Origin of the sequence: Rhodophyticola sp. (assembly GCF_965284195.1) — a bacterium.
Lineage (GTDB): Bacteria > Pseudomonadota > Alphaproteobacteria > Rhodobacterales > Rhodobacteraceae > Rhodophyticola.
This window is the reverse complement of the sequence record NZ_CBDIRM010000001.1, coordinates 293354-313385: the sequence shown is the minus strand read 5'-3', so window position 1 is coordinate 313385 and position 20032 is coordinate 293354. Positions and strand designations below refer to the sequence as shown.

Sequence of the window (20032 nt, the reverse complement as noted above, 5' to 3'; positions counted from 1 at the left end):
TGCCTCAGCGCGCATCATTCCCGATGCCGGCACCGCCGTCCAGCACCTCTTTCGGGCGCGGCTGCACCAGAAAGAGCCCCGCGAACATGACCGCGATGGCCGCCCAGACCCAGGGGGAGTAGGTTTCGCCGAGGATCAGCTTGGCCCAGAGGATGCCGCTGCCGGTGACCAGATAGCTGACCTGCGCCGCGAAAACCGCGCCCGCGCGCCCGACCAGCCATACATATCCCGCATAGGCGATGGCATGGAACGTGCCCAAGGCAAGGATCGCAAGGTCGGGCGTCCCGTAGGGCGGCAGCGGCGAAATCCATTGCCCGGTCATCAGCGCCAGCGGTGCGGTCAGAACGATGCCGACCAGCGAGGCGCCCAGCAAAACCTGCACCGGGTCGAGCCCTTCGGTGCCATAGCGCGACACGAAATTGCCCTCGATCGCGTAGAAGGTGGGCGCGATCAGCGCCACGGGCAACCACCAGACCATGGCCCGGTCGGGCAGGCTCGTCTCGGGGGCCGCGATCATCACGATGGCGATGAGGCCAAGCACCAGGCCCAGAAACCGCAGGCCCGAAAACCGGTCGAGACCCCATGCCAGCGCGATGGGAAAGGCCAGCATCGGCACCAGCGAGATGACGATGGACAAGATGCCGGAGGGCAGATGGATGGCGGCGGTATAGCTGGCGGAGTTCGGCAACAACGTGCCGATCAGCGCGATGATGACATAGAGCGCGATATGGCGCGGGCCCCGCGGCAGGCCCCGGCCCCGCAGAAGGTTGATCGTACCCAGAAGCACGGCGCCGATGACGACCTGCCAGAAGATGATGCCGAAATGGCGGTAGCCTTCGGACACGGCGATCTTGGTCAGCGGGTGGGTGATGCCCCAGGCCGCGCCGATGCAGAGCAGAAGGCCCAGAAGCGACGCGGCATCGCGCCGTTTCACGGAACCGTCTCCTGCAGGCGGCCGCCGATGCGCACCGGCTGGATGCGGCCGGCCCTGCCCGTCCGGTCATCGGTTTCCAGATAGACGCCCGACAGGGTCGCCTCCCCGGCGGCGGGGGTGAAGCGCTCTTTCGGCATGCCGGTGATGAAGCGGCGCAGCGGCTCGGTCTTCTCCATCCCGATGACGGAATGATAATCGCCGCACATCCCCGCATCGGTCATGTAGCCGGTGCCGCCCGGCAGGATCTGCGCGTCACCGGTGGGCACATGGGTATGGGTCCCCACCACGAGGCTGGCGCGGCCGTCGCAGAAATGACCCACGGCCATCTTCTCCGATGTCGCCTCGGCGTGGATATCGACGATCACCGCCTGCGCCTGCCCGCCCATGGGATAGGTCGCCAGCGTACCCTGCAACGCGGAAAACGGATCGTCGAAGGGCCGTTTCATGAAGACCTGGCCCAGCGCCTGGGCCACCAGCACCTTGCGCCCGCCCGCCGCATCGAACAGCCGCGCGCCCTTGCCCGGCGCGGATTTGGAGAAGTTCAGCGGCCGAAGGATGCGCGGCTCGCTCTCGATGAATTGCAGCATGTCGCGCTGGTCGAACGCATGATCGCCAAGCGTCAGGCAATCGATCCCGGCGTCCAGCAGGGTTTTCGCATGCGCCGCCGACAGCCCCGCGCCCGAGGTCGCGTTTTCGCCGTTGACCACGACGAAATCCAGCCGCCAGTCTTCGCGCAGCCGGGGCACATGGGCCACCACCGCCGCCCGGCCCGCCCGGCCCATCACATCGCCCAGAAACAAACATCTCATGGGCATCGGCTTAGGGCCTGTGCCGCCTCACGGCAAGGGCGGTTCTGGCGGGCGGATCGTTCCCGCCTCGGTCACCACGGCGTCAAGGGGCTGGTCCGTGAGCTCCACCGGCAGGGGCGGCAATTGCTGCGCGGCGAAGGCGAAGCCCACGGCCCGGACGGGGCCGTTGGCCCGCAGGCGCGCCAGGGTCCGGTCGTAGAACCCGCCGCCATAGCCAAGCCGGTTGGCCGCCCGATCGAACCCCACAAGCGGCACGATCAGGATATCGGGCTCCAGCCAGTCGCCATCTGCCGGGATCAGGGCGCCGAACGGGCCCGGGACCATCTCCGCGGCCGGTGTCCATTCCCGGAAGCGCAGCGGTTCGCCCTTCGCCGCGATCACCGGAACGCAGACACGGTTGCGCGCGGCAAGCGCCGTCATCGCCGGGATCGGGTCAAGCTCCGTCCGGATCGGCATGTAGCCCGAGATGACATGGCCGGAGACCGGCCCGATCTCGGCCAGGAGCGCGGCGGTGGCCGCCTGCCCGTGACCTTCCGCGAAGGCGGCCTTGCGCGCGGCATAGGCGTCGCGGCGAAGTGCCGCTTTCTGCTCGGACAGGGTCATCGGCGCGGATATCCCGGGGCTGGACGGTATCGGATCATGGACAGGAGCGTTCGCGCCGAATGCCCGGCGACGCAACAAAAAACGCCCGCATGCCGGGACCGGGCCGGGCCGCATGACGGGATGACCAAGGGGGGCCGGCGTAGGGGAAGGACGGCCCGGCCCCGGCCACAAGGCTTTGCGAAACCGCCGGGCGCGCGGTAGGCAGGAGGGCATCGTTCCGGGAGACACGCCATGCTGAGCCTAGATCACATCGCCATCGCCACGTCCGATCTGACCACCGGCACGGTCTGGGCGGAGACGGCCTTCGGCGTGCCGCTTGAGCCCGGCGGGACCCACGCGGAGATGGGCACCCATAACCGGCTGCTGTCGCTGGGGCCCGAGGAATACCTGGAGGTCATCGCGATAGACCCCGATGGGGCCGCGCCCGGGCAGCCGCGCTGGTTCGATCTGGACCGGTTCCGCGGCCCGACCCGGCCGGGCGCATGGATTGCCCGCGTGCCCGATCTGGATGCGGCCATCGCCGCCGCGCCCGACGGGATCGGGGTGGCCTGGTCGCTGAGCCGGGCCGGTCTGCGCTGGCGGATGGCGATACCCGTGGATGGCAGGCTGCCCTTCGATGGCCTGTTTCCGGCGCTGATCGAATGGGAGGGGGCGGCCCACCCTGCCCCGCGCCTGCCCGATCGCGGCGTGCGGCTGATCGGGCTGACCCTTGCCCATCCGCAGGCGGACGCGCTGCGCGCGGCCCTTGCCCCGCTATTCGACGACCCGAGGCTGGAGATCGTGGCCGAGGACAGCCCCTATCTGGGCCTGCGGTTCGACACCGCCCGCGGGCCGCTCGACCTGTGATCCGCGGGGCCCGCGGCGAGGATGCCGCGGCGATCGCGGCGATCTGGACCGATGTCATCACCGGCAGCACGGCCACCTTCACGACCGTGCCGAAAACCGCCGGCGCGGTGACCGATGCTTTGGCCGCGCAGCCGTTCTTCGTGTCGGAAACCGCGGGCGCGGTATCGGGGTTCGCCACCTATGGCGCGTTCCGGGCCGGGCCCGGCTATGCGCGGACGGCGGAGCATTCGATCCATATCGCGCCGGCGGCGCGGGGCCGGGGCGAGGGCCGCGCGCTGATGGCCGCGCTTGAGGCGCATGCGCGGGGCCGGACCATCCATTCGATGATCGCGGGCCTCTCGGCGGAGAATGCAGCCGGGCGCGGGTTCCACGCGGCGCTGGGGTATCGGGAGGTCGCCCGTATCCCGCAGGCGGGCTGGAAATTCGGACGCTGGCACGATCTTGTGCTGATGCAGAAATTCCTCTGACATCCCCGGCGGTTTCCCGCTAAAAGCGCTTCCATGTCGCTTTGGACCCGCATAACGGACGCGCTTTCGGCACTCGCCAAGGGCGAAGGGCTTGGCGCGGTCTTCGACAGGCTGCGCAGCCCGCCGGAACGGTCGGTGGCCTTTACCATCGCGGTCATCGCGCTCAGCGCCAAGATGGCCAAGGCCGACGGGCTGGTGACCCGCGACGAGGTGACCGCCTTTCGCGAGGTGTTCCAGGTCCCCGCCGAGGAGGAGGAGGCGGCGTCCCGGGTGTTCAATCTGGCGCGGGAGGATGTGGCGGGGTTCGAGGAATATGCCGCGCGCATTGCGCGGATGTTCGCCGACAATCCCGCCGTCCTGTCGGACCTGATGGAGGGGCTTTTCCACATCGCCTGCGCCGACGGGGCCTATCACCCCAAGGAGGACATGTTTCTGGAACGGGTGGCGGAGATCTTCGGGATGAGCCCGCGCGATTTCACGTCCCTGCGCGCGCGCCACGTGCCCGATGCCGCCCCCGACCCGTATGCGGTTCTGGGCGTCGACAGCACCATGCCGCTGGAGGAGATCCGCGCGGTCTGGCGCAGTCAGGTGCGCGAGACCCATCCCGACAGGATGATGGGCCGGGGCGTGCCGGAGGAAGCCATCCGTCTCGCCGAGATGCGGCTGCGAAGCATCAACCGGGCGTGGGAGGAGATCTCCGCCCATCGCCGGGGCTGAAACCGCGATGCGCATCGCCACCTATAACGTGGAATGGTTCGCCAACCTGTTCGACGATGACGGCGCGCTTCTGGACGATGACGGCTGGTCGGGGCGGCAGGACGTGACCCGTTCGGCGCAGATCGCCGCACTCGGCTACGTGTTTCAGGCGCTCGATGTCGATGCGGTGCTGGTGGTGGAGGCGCCCGACAGTTCCCGCCACCGCAACGGCGCCACCGCCCTTGAGCGGTTCGCCATGCGGTTCGGGCTGCGGGCGCGGCGCGCGCAGGCGGGCTTCACCAATGACACCCAGCAGGAACTGATCCTGCTCCATGATCCCGATGTGATGGCCGCGCGCCACGACCCGATCGGTGCGGCCACCGGCAAGAAGGGCCGGGACGGCGCGCCGCGCTTCGACGGGACGTTCCGGATCGACCTCGATATCGACGCGACCGAGGATCTGGTGCGGTTTTCCAAACCGCCGCTCGAAGTGGCTCTGGACACGGCGGCGGGCGCGCTGCGCCTGATCGGGGTCCATGTGAAATCGAAGGCGCCGCATGGCGCGCGCGGCGATGACGAGCTGATGCGGATCGCCATCGCCAACCGCCGCAAGCAGCTGGCGCAGTGTATCTGGCTGCGCGCGCGTGTCGATCATCATCTGGATGCGGGCGAGCCCCTGATCCTGCTGGGCGATTTCAACGACGGGCCGGGGCTCGACGAATATGAGAAGCTCTTCGGCCGGTCGGGCGTGGAGATCGTTCTGGGCAAGGATCTGCCCCCCGACAGGCAGCTGTTCGACCCCCATGCGCGCCGCGCGCTGCAAAGCCGGATCGCGGCCCAGCCCACGACCGCGCGGTTCTATCTGCGCGATGAAAACCGGTTTCTGTCGGCCCTGCTGGATTACGTGATGATCAGCCCCGATCTGCGCCCGCGGGCGCGGCGCTGGCGCATCTGGCACCCGTTCGACGACCCCGATTGCTGGCGCGACGAGACGCTGGGGCGCGCGCTTCTGACCGCGTCGGACCATTTCCCGGTCGTTCTGGAGCTTGACGGGCCGGACGGCCTTTCCCCTTAAATCACGCCGTGAAGTGCCCTATATCGAGGTCATGAAACAGCTCGCCCCCGCCGCCCTCGTCGCCCTGAGCCTCCTTGCCGCGCCCGCCCCCGCCCTCGCGCAGGACGGCGCGGAGCCCGAGAGCGGCTTTCGCGAAGGTCTTGATCTCTTCGCGCGGGGCGCGGAGCTGATCCTTGAAGGGCTGCGCGAGGAAATGGAGCCGATGCTGGAGGAGATCCAGCCCTTCCTGGAAGAGGAGATGCTGCCCTTCATGCAGGGTCTGGCCGATGCGATGGACGACATGACCGCCTATCATCCGCCCGAACGCCTGCCCAACGGGGATATCATCATCCGCCGCCGCGACGACATGCCCGTTCTGCCCGAACCGGGCGAAGGCGGCGAGGTGGAGCTTTAGGCCACGCCGCCGCATCCCCGGACGGACCGGGTGCCGGGCCGCGCGCGGGGACGAATTGCGCCCGGAGGGGTTGAGGCTCAACCCCCGCTGGCTCATATCAGGGGGGAACGCGATCCAGCCCCGAGGTTTTCCGATGCGCCTGCCCCTGCCCGCCCCTGCCCGCGATGCCGCCGCCGATACCGGGGGCGCGCCCCTGGGTGACCTGCCGGAATGGGATCTCAGCGATCTCTACACCGCGCAGGATGCACCCGAACTGGCCCGCGACATGGGCTGGCTGGAAGGCGAATGCGCCGATTTCGCCGCGACCTATGAGGGCAAGCTGGCCGGGCTGAGCCCCGACGAGATGCTCGATTGCGTGCTGCGCTACGAAAAGATCGATCTGGTGAGCGGGCGGATCATGTCCTTCGCGGGCCTGCGCTACTACCAGCACACCACCGATCCGGCGCGGGCGAAATTCATGTCCGATTGTCAGGACAGGATCACCGCCTTTACCACGCCGCTGGTCTTTTTCTCTCTGGAATTCAACCGGATCAGCGATGACACCTACGAAGCGCTGATGGCCGGGAATGCCGATCTGGCGCGCTACCGCCCGGTTTTCGACCGGATGCGGGCGATGAAACCCTATCAGCTTTCCGATGAGCTGGAGCGGTTTCTGCACGACCAGTCCACCGTTGGCGCGGCGGCCTGGAACAAGCTCTTCGACGAAACCATCGCGGGGCTCGGTTTCGATGTGGAGGGCGAACGCCTTGGCATCGAGGCGACGCTGAACCTGCTGACCGACCAGGACCGTGCCCGGCGCGAGGCGGGTGCGCGGGCGCTTGTCGCGACCTTCCAGACCCGGCTGGGCCTGTTCGCGCGGGTGCACAACACGCTTGCCAAGGAAAAGGAGATCGAGGATCGCTGGCGCAAGCTGCCCAGCCCGCAGGCGGGCCGCCATCTGGCGAACCATGTGGAACCCGAAGTGGTCGAGGCGCTGAGAAATGCGGTGGTCGCCGCCTATCCGCGCCTGTCCCACCGCTACTATGCGCTGAAGGCCAAATGGCTGGGGCTGGAGACGCTGGAGGTCTGGGACCGCAACGCGCCCCTGCCGATGGAGGATACCCGGCTGGTGAACTGGGAGGAGGCCCGCGCGACCGTGACCGATGCCTATGCCGCGTTCGACCCGCGCCTGGCCGATCTGGCGGAGCCGTTTTTCACCGATGGCTGGATCGATGCGGCGGTGAAGGACGGCAAGGCGCCCGGGGCCTTTGCCCATCCGACCGTGGTCGACGTTCATCCCTATGTGATGCTGAACTATCTCGGGAAACCCCGCGATGTCATGACCCTTGCCCATGAACTGGGCCATGGCGTGCATCAGCGGCTGGCGGCCGGGCAAGGCGAATTGCTGTCCTCTACCCCGCTGACGCTGGCCGAGACCGCAAGCGTTTTCGGCGAGATGCTGACCTTCCGCAAACTGCTCGACGCCGCCGAAACGCCGGAGCAGAAGAAGGTGCTGCTGGCAGGCAAGGTGGAGGACATGATCAACACCGTGGTGCGCCAGATCGCGTTTTACGATTTCGAGTGCAAGCTGCATGACGCGCGGCGCGAGGGCGAGTTGACGCCCGACGATATCAACGCGCTCTGGATGTCGGTGCAGGCGGAATCGCTGGGGCCGGTGTTCAATTTCATGGAAGGCTACGAAACCTTCTGGGCCTATATCCCGCATTTCGTTCATTCGCCCTTCTACGTCTACGCCTATGCCTTCGGCGACGGGTTGGTGAACGCGCTTTATGCGGTCTATGCGGAGGGCGAGCCGGGCTTTCAGGAGAAGTATTTCGAGATGCTGAAGGCCGGCGGATCGAAGCACCACAAGGAGCTTCTGGCCCCCTTCGGACTGGATGCGAGCGACCCGGCCTTCTGGGACAAGGGATTGAGTATGATCGAGGGCTTCATCGACGAACTGGAGGCGATGGAGGGGTGAGCCGCGTCCCGGAACGGCGTGACCGGCGCCTTTCCGGCCTGCGCGGACCGGGCTGCCTCCATGCCTGATACGCCGCCCCGGACGCCCCCCGTCAAGCGCACCCTCAGGGGGCGGCTTGCCCGCGCGCTGGTCTGGGTGCGGTCGCATGTCCCGCCGGGCCTGCGCCTGATCCTGGGCCTGCTTCTGATCCTGGGCGGGGTCTTCGGGTTTCTGCCGGTTCTGGGCTTCTGGATGATCCCGCTTGGCGTGGCCGTGGCCGCGCTCGACATCGCGCCGATCTGGCGCCGGATCCGCGGCGGCGGGCGACGGTAGTCAGACCGCGTCCTCGCGGGGACGGAAGCGGGATGCGCTCCGCGAAAGCCTCTCTGGGCGGGCAACCGCGCAGCCCGCCATGGGCTTACCCGGCGCGTGTCGGGGATCTAGTCCAGTTCGGTCCAGGGCCAGGGCTTGACCTCGCTGGCGGCGGTCTGGAACCGCGCGGCCTTGGCGATCCAGATGCCCAGATCGGTGCCGAATTCGGCCAGCCGGGCATTCGGCTCGCCGCCATTGATCACCATTACGACGAACTGGATGATCGTCAGCGCGCCCAGAACCGTATGCGCGAAACTCAGCATGACGGCGATCAGCACCATGTAGACAAAGCGCATGACCAGCCCTTCGCGACCACTGGGCTCGTTCTGCTCGCCGTTCAGGCGACCGTTGACTTTCTCTTCCTCGCTGAGCGGCATCCGTATCTCTCCTTGTGCACGGTCGAACCATGATAGCTCAGCCCGGGCCCTGTCGGCCACCGCAAAGACGGCATCGACCGATGCAGAGCCGCGCCCGCGCGCAATTCGGGGGAAAAAACGTCGCGCCTGCCGCCGCATCGCGCGCGCCCGGCCACATCTTTACGGCTTTGGCATGCGCAAACGGCCCCCGGGGTGGATACCCGCGGGGGCCGTTTCTCGGCGGTCGGGGTACGGCGGCGGGGGGAGGGAGAGGCCCCCGGCCGCGCGCGCCCGCTTCCGCCTTTGCGATCACTCGTTCTCGCTGTCGGTGAACCCCACCAGCGCGCGGGCGATGGCCACATGCTCGGGCTCCCCGAAGCTCTGGGTGGAGACCTGCTCGTCACCGCCGTTCAGCAGGAAGGCGACATGGCTGTGGTCGTCGTTTTCCAGCGCGTCGCGCAGCTGGATCAGTTCGGCCAAGGTGTAGTCGCCGGCATCGACGCCGAGGGAAGCGGCCAGCTGCGCATTCGCGAAGGCCGGGGCGGCGAAGCTCTGGGTGGAAATCGTCTCGGAGCCGCCGTTCAGCAGGAAGGCGACATGGCTGTGATCGTCGTTTTCCAGCGCGCTGCGCAGCTGGATCAGCTCGGCCACGGTGTAGTCGCCGGCGTCGACGCCGAGGGAAGCGGCCAGTTGGTCATTCGCGAAGGCCGGGGCGGCGAGCGACAGGGCGAGGGCGGTGGTGAGGGCGATGCGTGTCATTGAAATGGTCCTTTCAGGGATCTGGGTCATGTGTGTTTCGGTTTCTGTGCGGGGCGCTGTCTTGCGTCCGATGAGATGAAGTTATGGGGTGCGGCCCTGTGTTTCACCCCACAAACCCGTGAAAAACACATGATATCGGTGCGCAAACGCACAGACACATCTGCACCATCCGCCGGCCCGTCACGCGCCCTCGCGCCCTCGTGACCCGCCGCAACATCCCTCACGAAAACAGAGACTTGCCCTCGCAACCCCGTGACAATCGCAAGCCCCGCGCGTGCCGCGCGTGCCCCGAGAGAAGCCAGACGCGAATCGGGTGGCCGGTGAGTGGCGTCGGGAAGGGCGGTGGGCGCGGCTTAGCGCGCGATCATCTCCACCCGGCGGTTCAGGGCGCGCCCCTCCGCCGTGGTATTGACCGCGACCGGGGCCAGAAACCCGGCACCGGCATGGGCCATCCGGGCGGCCGCGATCCCGTGATCCCGCGCCAGCGCGTCGGCCACCGCGGCGGCCCGGCGCGCCGACAGGGCCAGATTGTACTCCATCGTGCCCTGATTGTCGGTATGGCCCACGATCACCACCTGCAGATCCGGATTGGCCGCCAGAAACGCCGCCATCTCGGCGATGGTCGGGGCGCTTTCGGCGCGGATCGTGGCCTGATCGGTGTCGAATGTGATGCCGTAAAGGGCGACGCGGCCGGTTTCGCCGATCGTGCTCTGCATTTCGGCGGCGTCGATCATCCGGAACGCCATCGCCTCTTCCTCGGTCACGGTCACGACCGACAGGACATTGCCGTTGTTGACCGACAGGAACAGGCTGACATGGGCGGTCCCTTCGGGCCCGTCCCGCGTGGCCATCACATAGCGGTAGTTGAACGCATCCGCCCATGCGGGGGAGTTGCCGAACTGCTCCACATCATAGCTGATACGGCCGCAATCCGCCTGATCGCAGCTCAGCAGGATGTCGAACCCCCGCCCCTCCAGCGCCTGTTCGAAATTCCGCACCACCTGCACAAGGGAGGTCTCCGCCGGATAGGCGTAGGACAGCCGCGTGACGGCCCCCTCGACCGTGCTGACCTCGCCGGGCGCGCGCGCCAGGTGCACCTCGTCGAACTCCTGGGTCTCATAGGCGCGGATCACGCTGCCGTCGAAACGCCCGACCAGCGGGTGATCGGCGCTGCCCGCGATATCCTGGGCCAGGGCCGGGGCGGTAAGGCAGACGAAGGCGGATGCAAGGCGCAAAAGGCGGATCATGGGGGCCATCCTGTCCAGTCGGGTCGTGTGTCATGGGTCGGCGCGGGCCGCGCCCGGGTTCAATCCATAGCGGATTTTGACAGGTTGCGCACGAAAAGCCCCCGAAACGCGCCTTTCTGGTGCGCCGTGTCGACCGCCGGGCCGGAAAGGGCCGGTTTGCGCCTTTGCATGGCGGTGGCGGGGTCGCGACCAAAAAAGGCCCCGCATTTGCCGCGGGGCCTTTTGATTAAAGGTCGGAAAGTCCGGCTCAGGCGGCTGTCAGACCGTCTTCGCGGGCCAGTTCGCGCATCCGCTTCTGCAGCTTCTCGAACGCGCGCACCTCGATCTGGCGAATGCGTTCGCGGCTGACATTATAGACACCGGACAGATCCTCCAGCGTCACGGGCTGATCCTGCAGGCGGCGCTGTTCCAGAATATCGCGCTCCCGCTCGTTCAGAACCTCCATCGCCTGCTCCATCAACGCCATGCGGTGCTGGAACTCGTCCTTTTCGGCATAATCCTCGGCCTGATCGGCATCATCGTCTTCCAGCCAGTCCTGCCATTGGGTCGCGCCCTCGCCATCGCTGCCGACGACCGCATTCAGCGAGGCATCGCCGCCCGACAGGCGCCGGTTCATGGAGATCACCTCATCCTCGGTCACGCCCAGATCATTGGCGATGCGGGCCACGTTTTCGGGCCGCATGTCGCCTTCTTCCAGCGCGCCGATGCGGGCCTTGGCCTTGCGCAGGTTGAAGAACAGCTTCTTCTGCGCGCTTGTCGTGCCCAGCTTCACCATGCTCCACGACCGCAGGACATATTCCTGGATCGAGGCGCGGATCCACCACATCGCATAGGTGGCGAGGCGAAAGCCCTTTTCGGGGTCGAATTTCTTGACCGCCTGCATCAGCCCCACATTCGCCTCCGAGATGACCTCGGCCTGGGGCAGGCCATAGCCGCGATAGCCCATGGCGATTTTCGCGGCCAGACGCAGATGGCTGGTCACCATCTTGTGGGCCGCTTCGGTGTCTTCATGATCCACCCACCGTTTGGCGAGCATGTATTCCTCTTCGGGCTCCAGCATCGGGAATTTGCGGATTTCCTGAAGATAACGGTTCAGGCCCTGTTCCGGCGACGGTGCGGGCAGATTTGCATATGTACTCATGTCACGGACCCCCTGCTTGGCTCCAGATAATGTAAATTCGGTTAACTTTTAACTAAGGTGGGTATTGCTGGACAGCACGTCAAGATGTTGTGTCATCTGGCTTGCGTCCAGAGTACGCTTGGCGCAGGCGCACGGCAATCCGTGTTACAGATAAATAACGTGCAATTGCGCACAAGTTACAGGGACGCACCGCGCAGATCGTCCAGCAGTTCCGACATGTCGGACGCCATAGGCGCCTGAAAACGCAGGGTTTCTCCGCTCACGGGATGCACGAAACCAAGGCTTGCGGCATGCAGGGCCTGTCGGGGAAACCCGTTCAACTTTTCGGCAAGAACCTCCCCCACCGCTTTCGCGCCGATCCGGCGCCGCCCGCCATAGGTCTGATCGCCGATCAGCCCGTGGCCCACATGGGCCATATGCACGCGAATCTGATGCGTCCGGCCGGTTTCAAGCCGGCAGTCCACCAGCGCGGCCACGCCGAAGGCTTCGGTCACGCGCACCTGCGTCACCGCGTGGCGGCCGCCCTGAAACAGCACCGCCTGACGTTGCCGGTCGGTCTTGTGGCGGGCCAGTTGGGTGGTGATCTTCAGCGCCCCCCCGGGTTCGAAACTGACACCGCGGATACCGCGCAACCGCGGATCGGCCGCATCGGGCACACCGTGGCAAAGCGCCTGATACAGCCGCTCCACGCTGTGATCTGCAAACTGCTCGGCCAGCCCGTGATGCGCCCGGTCCGATTTCGCGACCACCAGCAAGCCACTGGTATCCTTGTCGATCCGGTGCACGATGCCGGGCCGCTTTTCGCCGCCGACACCGGACAATCTGCCGCCGAAATGATGCAGGAGCGCATTGACCAGCGTGCCGCCCGGCGTGCCCGGCGCGGGGTGGACGACCATGCCAACGGGCTTGTTGATCACGATCAGATCGTCGTCTTCATGGCGGATATCCAGCGGGATATCCTCTGCCCGGGTGCGTATCTCCACCGCCGTTTCCACGGTGATCTCCACCCGATCGCCCTCGGCCACGCGCGCCTTGCCATCCGTCACCACGGCGCCGTTCACCGTCACCGCCCCCGCCGCGATCAGCCGCGCCAGCCGCGAGCGGCTCAGCGCCGCGGCCTCTGGCACATCGCGGGCCAGTGCCTTATCAAGGCGCGGGGCCGGGTCCGGGCCGATCAGGACCGTGACGATCTGGGCCAGAGACATGAATGACACTCCGCAGGACGACAATGATCCGCCGCTTCCCGGCCACCTGAAGCTGCTGCGCAATCTGGTGACCGTGCTGACGGTGGTGATGATTGGGGGGGTCATAACCATCGTCGCGCTGCTTGTCATCCGGATGTCGGGTGCGCCCGCGCCGGCGCTGGTCTTTCCCGACAGTTTCCCGATGCCCGCAGGCGTGGCGATCACCGGCTACAGCCAGACCGGCACCGCCGCGATTCTGGTCAGTGACGACGATCATATCCGGGTGTTCGACCTTGCCACGGGCGAAATGACCCATGAGATCGACCTGGCGGACTAGACCCTGAGAGGAGTGGTACCGCCTCCCCGGCTTGAACGGGGGACCTCTGGATCCACAATCCAGCGCTCTAACCAACTGAGCTAAGGCGGCAAACCGGCTTCATACCGTATCATGACCCCTCAAACCGCGGGGCTAGCGGGCCTATAGCAATCTTTCCGACCCGCATGCAACGAGGAATCGCCCGATTCGGGTCGGCAATATCGACCTTTGACAGGCACGGCGCCCCAATTGTTTTCCGTCATATGGTTAATCTGCACCGGTCAGGTAAAGAACCCTTGAAAAGTTAACATTTTGCTTGCGCACAAGGCGTGGAGGCGGATGATGCGATCAGAAAAGCTGCATTGATTGGGGGATTATGACGAGATGGCAGGCATGAAGATTTTAGGACCTTTGGTTTGCATAGCAGTTTCCTTTACGGCACCCGCGAGTTTCGCGAACGGGTTCGGGGAAGCGCGTGGATTTCAGTTCAGATCGCCGAGCGAACGGCAGGTGCTGCTCCAGCAAGAGCAGACCCGCCTTCAGTTCATGAACTTCGAGCGTCAGGGGAGCCTTGCCAATCAGGGCATCGGCCAGACCGGCAACCAGCTCAGCATCACGATCACAGGAAACGGTGACAACACGATCACTCTGGACCAGACCAACAGCGGCAATCAGTCGATCCAGGATGTCGACGGCAACAACAACCAGACATCCGGTACAGAGCCGGACGCCGCGATTGCCGCGGCTGCGACCGCTTTGCAGAATCTGAACTGATATGCGGAAACTGACTGGAATTCTTCTCGCCACGACGCTGGCGGGATGCGGAGCCCTACCCGAGCCATTGAGCAGGCCGGTTCCCGAGTTGGTGGGCGCGTTGCCCGTGGTCAGCGATACGCCGGCAGATGCGGCGCTGGCTTGCCTTTCCGAAACCCCCGAAGTCCGGAACAGCCGCGCGGTATTCGCGGTGCATATCATCTCCGATCTCACACAGCGGGTCAGTGTCGACGAGGTCGGCGCCTATGTGCCGCGCGATGTGGCCGGCATGCTGGTGACGGCACTGGACCGCGCCGGCGTGCGCCAGGTCAACCGGATCAACACCGCCGTGACCGAGTTCGAGATAGCCCTGTCGCGGGAACAGATCCTTGGCGATGGCGGCCCCGTCAACGTGGAGGGGGAGACCATTCCCTACCGGCCGCTTCGCCGCGGCGTTCTGCGCGGGTCGGATTTCGTCATTGACGGGTCGATCACCCAGCTTGATTTCAACGTCTATTCCGAAGGTGGCGAAGTCGGGCTTTTCGGGGCTTCGGCCGGGCGACGGGTATTCGCACTGACCGCAGGCGCCGATCTGCGCGTGACCAACACCGAGACCACCGAAATCGTGCTGAGCAACGCCTATTCGAAACAGGCGGTCGGGCGCGAGGTGTTCGGATCGATCTTCCGGTTCTTCTCGGACGAGCTGTTCGACGTGCAGATCGGGCGGGAGAACATCGAGGGTCTGCATGCCGGGATCCGCTGGATGCTGGCCGAGGCGGCCTATGATATTGTCAGCGAAGTCCTGAACCATGATGGAAGCTGCGACGCGCTTCTGCCCGAAGCCTTCGGTCAAGGGGAAGAGGCGCTTGCGGCCCTTAACGCCACGATTGACAACCTTGAGTAACGCGCGCCTCATATCCGGCCTCGTTCTGGCCCTGTTCATGGCCCCGGTGACAGCCGGGGCCCAAACCGCGGGCGATGCCACAGCCCCGCAAACCGGCGCGGACGCGCAGGCAGCGCCCGCGGACGCGGCCCCGCCCTACGATCCGCGCCCGTTCCTGACGTCGATGGTCGATTACCGGCTGATCGCATTTTCCTGCGAACAGGTGCTGCCGGGGTCGCCGCTTTCGGATTCCTCCGAGATTGCGCAATTCTTCATAGATCTGGGTCAGCAGCCTCCGGTCGGCACCGATGCGCGGATGGACAGGATCATCTACCAACTGATCCGTCCGCAGAGCGCCTCGATCTGCACCGAGCGGTTGCGGCGCGCCGCGCTGGCCTATTCCGAAGAGGCCGCCGCCTATGAAGGCCAGAAGCCGGACGGCTGGCCCCCTGCCCCACGCATCAGCGCAGGACCCTGGTGCCAGGATCTGTCCTGCGCGGACGTCCGTTAGATGATCTGAAGTATCTTGTGCCTTGGGGGAGGTGTGGCCCGGACCCCGGCTTGTCCTGCACGGTATGTCCCGATGGCTACGAACTGCGGCGGTGGACGTTGGCAATCTCGCATGCGAGCCCCGGCGTCAGCCCGGTCTCAGCGTTCGACGGTTGCCGCGTTGCCGACCTGAACCTGGCGGCCGTTGCCTGACACGCTCGATTGCGGAATCCGCGCCTCCTGGGAGGCCGAAACCGTCGCGTCCAGCACCGTCAACGTGCCGCCGGACGGGTTCCCCGGCGCCCGGATATGCAGGACATTCACATAGTTTTCAGCCACATGGGTGTATTGCGGCACTTGTGCCGTGAGATCGGCAAGCGATCCGTCGGTCACGCGGTTTTCCACAATCTGCACCCCGTCGGAGACCTGTGTCAGCCCCGATACCCGGGAGGCAGACACGAAATTCGCCACGTTGATGCCCGATTGGGTGATCTGCGGCGGCGCCTGACCGATATCGTCCAGGATGATGTGGTTGTTGATGATCTGCTGGCCGTTGAAAACCCGGGCCACGTCACGCACTTCATCGGCAATCAGGATGTTGCCCATATTGGTGCCCTCCTGCCAGATGGAGGCGTCCGATGACATCCGGATCAGCGTCGTCTCCGGCACGTCGAACCCGGCCATCTCGGCGGGCAGCGGGGCGGCGTCGGAAATCCGGACGAAATTGTTGATCTGCTGCGTTGAATCGAAGGGAAACACCTGACTGCCAAGGCCGATGGACAGTTCTGCCTCGACGATGTTCGCGGTGTTCCGCCCGATCTGCACGACCGAGCCCGCATTGCCCCGCAAAAGGGCCGTGTTGGTCACATCCTGCATCGCGCCCGGGCCGAATTGCTGCGTCACGCTGTCCACCTGTTCGGCGGTGATGACATTGGCGAGGTTCTCGCCCATCTGGCGCAGCGTTCCATCCGCAAGCGTGGCGTTGCGCCCATCCATCAGGTTCGTCGCATATTGCGACCCTGTCGAGATCTGCGTCGCATTGGAAACCACGGATCCCTTGGAGACCAGAACGTTCAGCGCATTGGTGATAAGCTGGTCGACATTGCCGCCCACAAGCGGGGCGGCGGTGCCGATATCGGATTCGGTTTCAAGACTGGCGGGGTTCTGTGAGCCGGCGTTCAGGATAATCTCGTTCAGACCGCTCTGAATGCCGCTGAATTCCTGCTGAAAGATGCTGCCCTCGGTATCGTCGGCCATGGCGGCCGTGGCGCTGAGAGCGAGCGAGGCGAATATGGCGACGGTGCGCGTCATGACGGGCCCAATAAATCCAATAAAAAGGTCTGGAATGTGAGGCGGCGGCATGACCGCCGCCTCGATTGTCTGTCTGACCTGCGTCGCTTACGGAGCGGACGGCAGGCTGATCGAGTTCGCCACGTTCACGGCGGACTGAGCGAAGTTGCTCACGTTGCCACCGAAGGTATCAAGCGAGTTGGCCGCGAACTGGTCACCCCAGACGGAGACCTGAACGATATCGGTCGTACCGGAGAGATCCGGCAACTCAACAGCCGTCAGGATGTTGGCCGCGTTGGTTGCCGACTGCTCGGTCACGTCGACCTGACCGACGACATCGCCACCCCAAGCCCAGTAGCCGGGTTCTGCAACGTTCTGCGAAATCTGGTCAAGGCTGATTGCAAACTGGCGGCTGGTGCCACGCAGTTCCTCAACCGAAACCAGGTTTGCAGCGTTGGTTGCCGCCTGCTCCAGGTTCACAAGGCCACCATCACCGAACGAGACGTAGTTGCCAGCATACTGCATCTCGCCATAGCCGAACATGTTGGTGTACTGCAGAAGATCCCAACCGCCGGACCCGTTCTCAATGCTGTCGCCAGACAGCGAGTTGATCACGTTGGTTGCCGCCTGGGTCAGGTCAGCGACCTGAGCCGTATAGGAACCGTAGAACACAACGTTCTCTGCAGACTGATAGCTGTCGAAGTAGAACTGGTCGACCGACTCTTCGATATCCTGGAATGCCGCGATGTTGGCCGCATTCGTGGCAGCCTGGCTGATATCAGAGATATCCGCGCCATAGTCGATTTCGTTATACGCGACCTGCTCCATGTCATCGATTTCTTGCAGCAGAACGTTCAGTTCCAGCCCGGAGGTGTCTTCGGGGCTGAGGCTGAGGCTGTTCGCCACGTTGGTTGCCGCTTGCGCGACTTCCTCGATATTGTCACCGGAGCTGGCGCCATCGATGTAGTTGCGCGCGATCTGGGAGACGTCATCGACTTTCTGGCGGACAGTGTCGCCATTTACGATCGACGCCAGGTTCAGTGCGTTCACGGCATCCTGGGTATTGAGGTCGAATGCCTCAGCGCGCAGGTCGTCTTCAATATTGATGAAGTTCTCTGCGAACTGATCGCTGTCTGTCACCTTCTGACGAATATCGTCCACATCACCCATGGTGATGCTGTTGCCGACATTGGTGGCAGCCTGCGTGATGTCGTCCAGATCGTCATGACCATCATCGCCGACCGCGTTGTTGATGGCTTCCTGGTACGTATCATCGATTCTCTGATACGCATTGTTGTCCAGTTCCACACCATCGGCGGAAACGATATTGGCCGCGTTGACAGCCGCCTGAACCAGTTCTGCGCTGTCGGCGTCGAACAGGATCGAGTTGCTGGCAATCTGGGCCGTATCGTCGACTTTCTGGGTAACATCCTCAAGCGAGTCTGCGCCATCCATGCTCAGGCTGTTGAGCACGTTGGTCGCCGCCTGATTAACGTCGGTCCAACCGCCACCGGGGCCATCCTCAAGATAGTTTTCTGCCAACTGGCTCATGGGGTCGACATCCTGGAAGATGTCGTCCAGCGACTCGGAGCCGCGCGAAATGATGTTGCCGGCATTGGTTGCAGTCTGATCGATATCAGTACCGCCGCCGTAAGCGTAGATGGAGTTCAGCGCTTCCTGGACCCCATCGAGGATCTGATCAATGTCTGTTTGGCTACTGTTGGCAAGAGCCGGCGACGTCGCCAGCGCCAGCGCAACCGCTGTTGTTGTAAGATACGTCTTCATTGTGTTCACCCTTAAGCCCGATCCCGGGCGGTTGATGGACCAAAACGGGCGCAACGCGCCCGAGAACTGGTTGCGGCAAAAATCACCGCAGCGGCCCGACTCAACCCAGACATGTGAAGAATATGGGTCTGTCCGCGAGTATCGGCAGCAGACGCCGAGTTATCTACGGATCCATCCAGGAAAGAATCAGCCCGGACAGTTCAGACAGCAGCTTCTCAGCCATGCCAAGTCGGCACAGCCCGGATGACAACATTGAAGGGAAGCAGGCGCCAGTCAGGCAAATCCTGACACAATTCAACCACAAGTTGAACACCGCCTGACCTTTTAGACAGGTGACACTACGTAAACCCATAATTTTAATAGAATTTTAACCAACCGCTCAAGGTAGCGATTGTCTCTGAATCCGCGCTTTCCAGGGACTGGAAAACAATCTGTTTCGAAAAACGCGGCACATGATCACAAAATCATATGCACCATTAACAAATGGTAAATTTTTGGTATGTTCATGGCATAATTGTGGCCTGAGCAAGGCTTAGCTAGTTCCCGCCGTTTTTAGGCGGATTGTTGCCCTCGGTAAGCAGATTGCGGCGAACGCAACGCCCCGTTCCTCATCGCGCCCCTGGCACGCATCAAGACGTGCCGCGGGAGTGACTCTGGGAACAATACATTTTTGTGAGTAGTCCTTCTGGGAGGACGATTATGAGCGAACGCATTGTTGCGCGCAGGCCCTCTGCGCGCCCTTCTCTAACTGTGACGGCTGCCATCATTGAAAAAGATCCTCTGGTCGCAAATGCGATGAGCGAGGTCATTTCCAATCTGGACGGGATCACGAATGTCCTGCATTTCGGGACGATCAATGCCTGCCGTGACGCAATTCTCATTACGCCCATCGATCTGGTTATCCTCGATCCCTCAACGCTTGGCGACCTGGCGGTCGATGCAAGCGAGATCCTGGACAACCCGGCGCTGTCGACATTGCTTTACACCTCCATGGACCAAAGCAGGCTCGCCCTCGCGCTGGTGCGCAACTCGGTCATCGGGTTCGCCCGCAAGATCGAAGGCCTGTCCAGCTTGCGCCGAGCGGTGGTCAGGGCTTTGCTGCGGCTTCAACGCCCCTTTCCGGTGGCAAACTCGACCGAGCGGCCGGAACCGGTCTCTCTCAGCCTGCGCGAACGCCAGACCCTTCAGGCAATCGGCCGTGGCTTCACGCTCAAGGAAACCGCCGGCAGACTGGGGATCAGCCTGAAATCGGTCGAAACCTACAAGGCCAGGGCTTGCAGTAAGCTGGGCATACTGTCCCGCTCCGAGCTGGTGGGGTTCGTAGCGTATGGAGAGCGCGTCCAACGCCTTTGTCCGGCCGATTTCGAGTTGTCATAATCCAATCTTTTCTAGGCGGATTTCCGCGCCTTCCATCAATGCTCAATAGCTCGACCCCAGCCAGAGCCGCAAGTCAGGGGGAACGATTCGGCGCCGCAGACGACAATTTTCCCGCCAGAACCCACCGATTCGCCATTTATCAGCGTGTGAAAAGGTCAAAATACAACCTATACGTGTATGAACCTGTCCAAAAGTGGCAGTTTTAGGGCAAAAGGTTAACAAAAGATTGACGAGCGGATTTCCGCCTGTCCTAGTGCGGAGTTATCGATGTCCAACTTTTTAAGATGTGAGTAACGCAAGAACTCTACGGGAAGCCA

22 protein-coding genes and 1 tRNA gene are annotated in these 20032 nt (G+C 64.1%); 12 read left to right on the top strand and 11 right to left on the bottom strand.

Annotation, left to right across the window (positions count from 1 at the left end):
* Window positions 1-4: 4 nt before the first annotated feature.
* From ACQ651_RS01640 to ACQ651_RS01630, 3 genes are read right to left on the bottom strand one after another with little or no spacing between them, the layout of a single operon-like run.
* The gene (locus tag ACQ651_RS01640; RefSeq protein ID WP_227284149.1) at window positions 5-934 is read right to left on the bottom strand and encodes a DMT family transporter; all 930 of its coding nucleotides are present in this window, start codon (window positions 932-934) and stop codon (window positions 5-7) included.
* Complete coding sequence (locus tag ACQ651_RS01635; RefSeq protein ID WP_227284150.1) at window positions 931-1743, bottom strand: TIGR00282 family metallophosphoesterase; 813 nt, start codon at window positions 1741-1743, stop codon at window positions 931-933. Before ACQ651_RS01635 ends, ACQ651_RS01640 begins: the two co-directional genes overlap by 4 nt.
* Before the next feature lie 27 nt (window positions 1744-1770).
* Window positions 1771-2346, bottom strand: a complete 576-nt coding sequence (locus ACQ651_RS01630) for a 5-formyltetrahydrofolate cyclo-ligase (protein WP_430448014.1) — start codon at window positions 2344-2346, stop codon at window positions 1771-1773.
* Window positions 2347-2577: 231 nt separating this feature from the next.
* Between ACQ651_RS01630 and ACQ651_RS01625 the strand changes: the two genes are divergently transcribed.
* The 7 genes from ACQ651_RS01625 to ACQ651_RS01595 all read left to right on the top strand — a co-directional run bounded on the left by ACQ651_RS01625 (window position 2578) and on the right by ACQ651_RS01595 (window position 8096).
* The gene (locus tag ACQ651_RS01625; RefSeq protein WP_430448012.1) at window positions 2578-3192 is read left to right on the top strand and encodes a VOC family protein; all 615 of its coding nucleotides are present in this window, start codon (window positions 2578-2580) and stop codon (window positions 3190-3192) included.
* Complete coding sequence (locus tag ACQ651_RS01620; protein ID WP_227284153.1) at window positions 3189-3659, top strand: GNAT family N-acetyltransferase; 471 nt, start codon at window positions 3189-3191, stop codon at window positions 3657-3659. Before ACQ651_RS01625 ends, ACQ651_RS01620 begins: the two co-directional genes overlap by 4 nt.
* A 33-nt stretch (window positions 3660-3692) precedes the next feature.
* Window positions 3693-4376, top strand: coding sequence for a molecular chaperone DjiA (locus ACQ651_RS01615; protein ID WP_227284154.1), 684 nt, complete (start codon window positions 3693-3695; stop codon window positions 4374-4376).
* A 7-nt stretch (window positions 4377-4383) separates the two neighbouring features.
* A complete protein-coding gene (locus tag ACQ651_RS01610; RefSeq protein ID WP_227284155.1) occupies window positions 4384-5430 on the top strand; it encodes an endonuclease/exonuclease/phosphatase family protein in 1047 nt (348 codons plus the stop codon).
* Window positions 5431-5461: 31 nt separating this feature from the next.
* On the top strand, window positions 5462-5824 hold the full coding sequence (locus ACQ651_RS01605) for a hypothetical protein (RefSeq protein ID WP_375550437.1): 363 nt from the start codon (window positions 5462-5464) through the stop codon (window positions 5822-5824).
* A gap of 133 nt (window positions 5825-5957) precedes the next feature.
* Window positions 5958-7784, top strand: coding sequence for a M3 family oligoendopeptidase (locus ACQ651_RS01600; protein WP_227284157.1), 1827 nt, complete (start codon window positions 5958-5960; stop codon window positions 7782-7784).
* Window positions 7785-7844: 60 nt separating this feature from the next.
* Window positions 7845-8096: a hypothetical protein gene (locus tag ACQ651_RS01595; RefSeq protein WP_375550439.1), complete on the top strand. Its 252-nt coding sequence runs from the start codon at window positions 7845-7847 to the stop codon at window positions 8094-8096.
* Window positions 8097-8203: 107 nt separating this feature from the next.
* Here the strand turns inward: ACQ651_RS01595 and ACQ651_RS01590 are convergent, their stop codons facing one another.
* The 5 genes from ACQ651_RS01590 to ACQ651_RS01570 all read right to left on the bottom strand — a co-directional run bounded on the left by ACQ651_RS01590 (window position 8204) and on the right by ACQ651_RS01570 (window position 12843).
* Complete coding sequence (locus ACQ651_RS01590) at window positions 8204-8512, bottom strand: DUF4389 domain-containing protein (protein ID WP_227284159.1); 309 nt, start codon at window positions 8510-8512, stop codon at window positions 8204-8206.
* Window positions 8513-8800: 288 nt separating this feature from the next.
* Complete coding sequence (locus ACQ651_RS01585; RefSeq protein WP_430448011.1) at window positions 8801-9250, bottom strand: hypothetical protein; 450 nt, start codon at window positions 9248-9250, stop codon at window positions 8801-8803.
* Window positions 9251-9603: 353 nt separating this feature from the next.
* Window positions 9604-10497 (bottom strand): OmpA family protein, encoded by an 894-nt coding sequence (locus ACQ651_RS01580; RefSeq protein WP_430448009.1) that lies wholly within the window; start codon window positions 10495-10497, stop codon window positions 9604-9606.
* Window positions 10498-10744: 247 nt separating this feature from the next.
* On the bottom strand, window positions 10745-11638 hold the full coding sequence (gene rpoH / locus ACQ651_RS01575) for an RNA polymerase sigma factor RpoH (RefSeq protein ID WP_121899237.1): 894 nt from the start codon (window positions 11636-11638) through the stop codon (window positions 10745-10747).
* 176 nt (window positions 11639-11814) lie between these two features.
* Window positions 11815-12843 (bottom strand): RluA family pseudouridine synthase, encoded by a 1029-nt coding sequence (locus tag ACQ651_RS01570; protein ID WP_430448007.1) that lies wholly within the window; start codon window positions 12841-12843, stop codon window positions 11815-11817.
* On the opposite strand from ACQ651_RS01570, the gene ACQ651_RS01565 reads away from it, so the two are divergent.
* Window positions 12842-13159, top strand: coding sequence for a DUF6476 family protein (locus tag ACQ651_RS01565; RefSeq protein ID WP_430448005.1), 318 nt, complete (start codon window positions 12842-12844; stop codon window positions 13157-13159). The two genes, ACQ651_RS01570 and ACQ651_RS01565, sit on opposite strands and share 2 nt — an antisense overlap.
* Window positions 13160-13172: 13 nt before the next feature.
* Here the strand turns inward: ACQ651_RS01565 and ACQ651_RS01560 are convergent.
* A tRNA-His gene (locus ACQ651_RS01560) sits at window positions 13173-13249 on the bottom strand.
* A gap of 273 nt (window positions 13250-13522) precedes the next feature.
* Here ACQ651_RS01560 and ACQ651_RS01555 point away from each other — a divergent pair.
* From ACQ651_RS01555 to ACQ651_RS01545, 3 genes are read left to right on the top strand one after another with little or no spacing between them, the layout of a single operon-like run.
* Window positions 13523-13912, top strand: coding sequence for a hypothetical protein (locus tag ACQ651_RS01555; protein ID WP_430448003.1), 390 nt, complete (start codon window positions 13523-13525; stop codon window positions 13910-13912).
* A 1-nt stretch (window position 13913) separates the two neighbouring features.
* Window positions 13914-14795 (top strand): CsgG/HfaB family protein, encoded by an 882-nt coding sequence (locus ACQ651_RS01550; protein WP_227284165.1) that lies wholly within the window; start codon window positions 13914-13916, stop codon window positions 14793-14795.
* A complete protein-coding gene (locus ACQ651_RS01545) occupies window positions 14788-15285 on the top strand; it encodes a hypothetical protein (RefSeq protein WP_227284166.1) in 498 nt (165 codons plus the stop codon). The genes ACQ651_RS01550 and ACQ651_RS01545 overlap by 8 nt, the downstream gene beginning before the upstream one ends.
* Before the next feature lie 137 nt (window positions 15286-15422).
* Here ACQ651_RS01545 and ACQ651_RS01540 read toward each other — a convergent pair whose 3' ends face one another.
* Together ACQ651_RS01540 and ACQ651_RS01535 are read right to left on the bottom strand one after the other, a co-directional pair.
* Window positions 15423-16574, bottom strand: a complete 1152-nt coding sequence (locus tag ACQ651_RS01540) for a hypothetical protein (protein WP_430448001.1) — start codon at window positions 16572-16574, stop codon at window positions 15423-15425.
* A gap of 87 nt (window positions 16575-16661) precedes the next feature.
* Entirely contained in the window at window positions 16662-18338 is a 1677-nt protein-coding gene (locus ACQ651_RS01535) for a hypothetical protein (RefSeq protein ID WP_430447999.1), read from the bottom strand.
* Between the two features lie 699 nt (window positions 18339-19037).
* On the opposite strand from ACQ651_RS01535, the gene ACQ651_RS01530 reads away from it, so the two are divergent.
* Complete coding sequence (locus tag ACQ651_RS01530) at window positions 19038-19715, top strand: LuxR C-terminal-related transcriptional regulator (protein WP_430447998.1); 678 nt, start codon at window positions 19038-19040, stop codon at window positions 19713-19715.
* The last annotated feature ends 317 nt before the right edge of the window (window positions 19716-20032 follow it).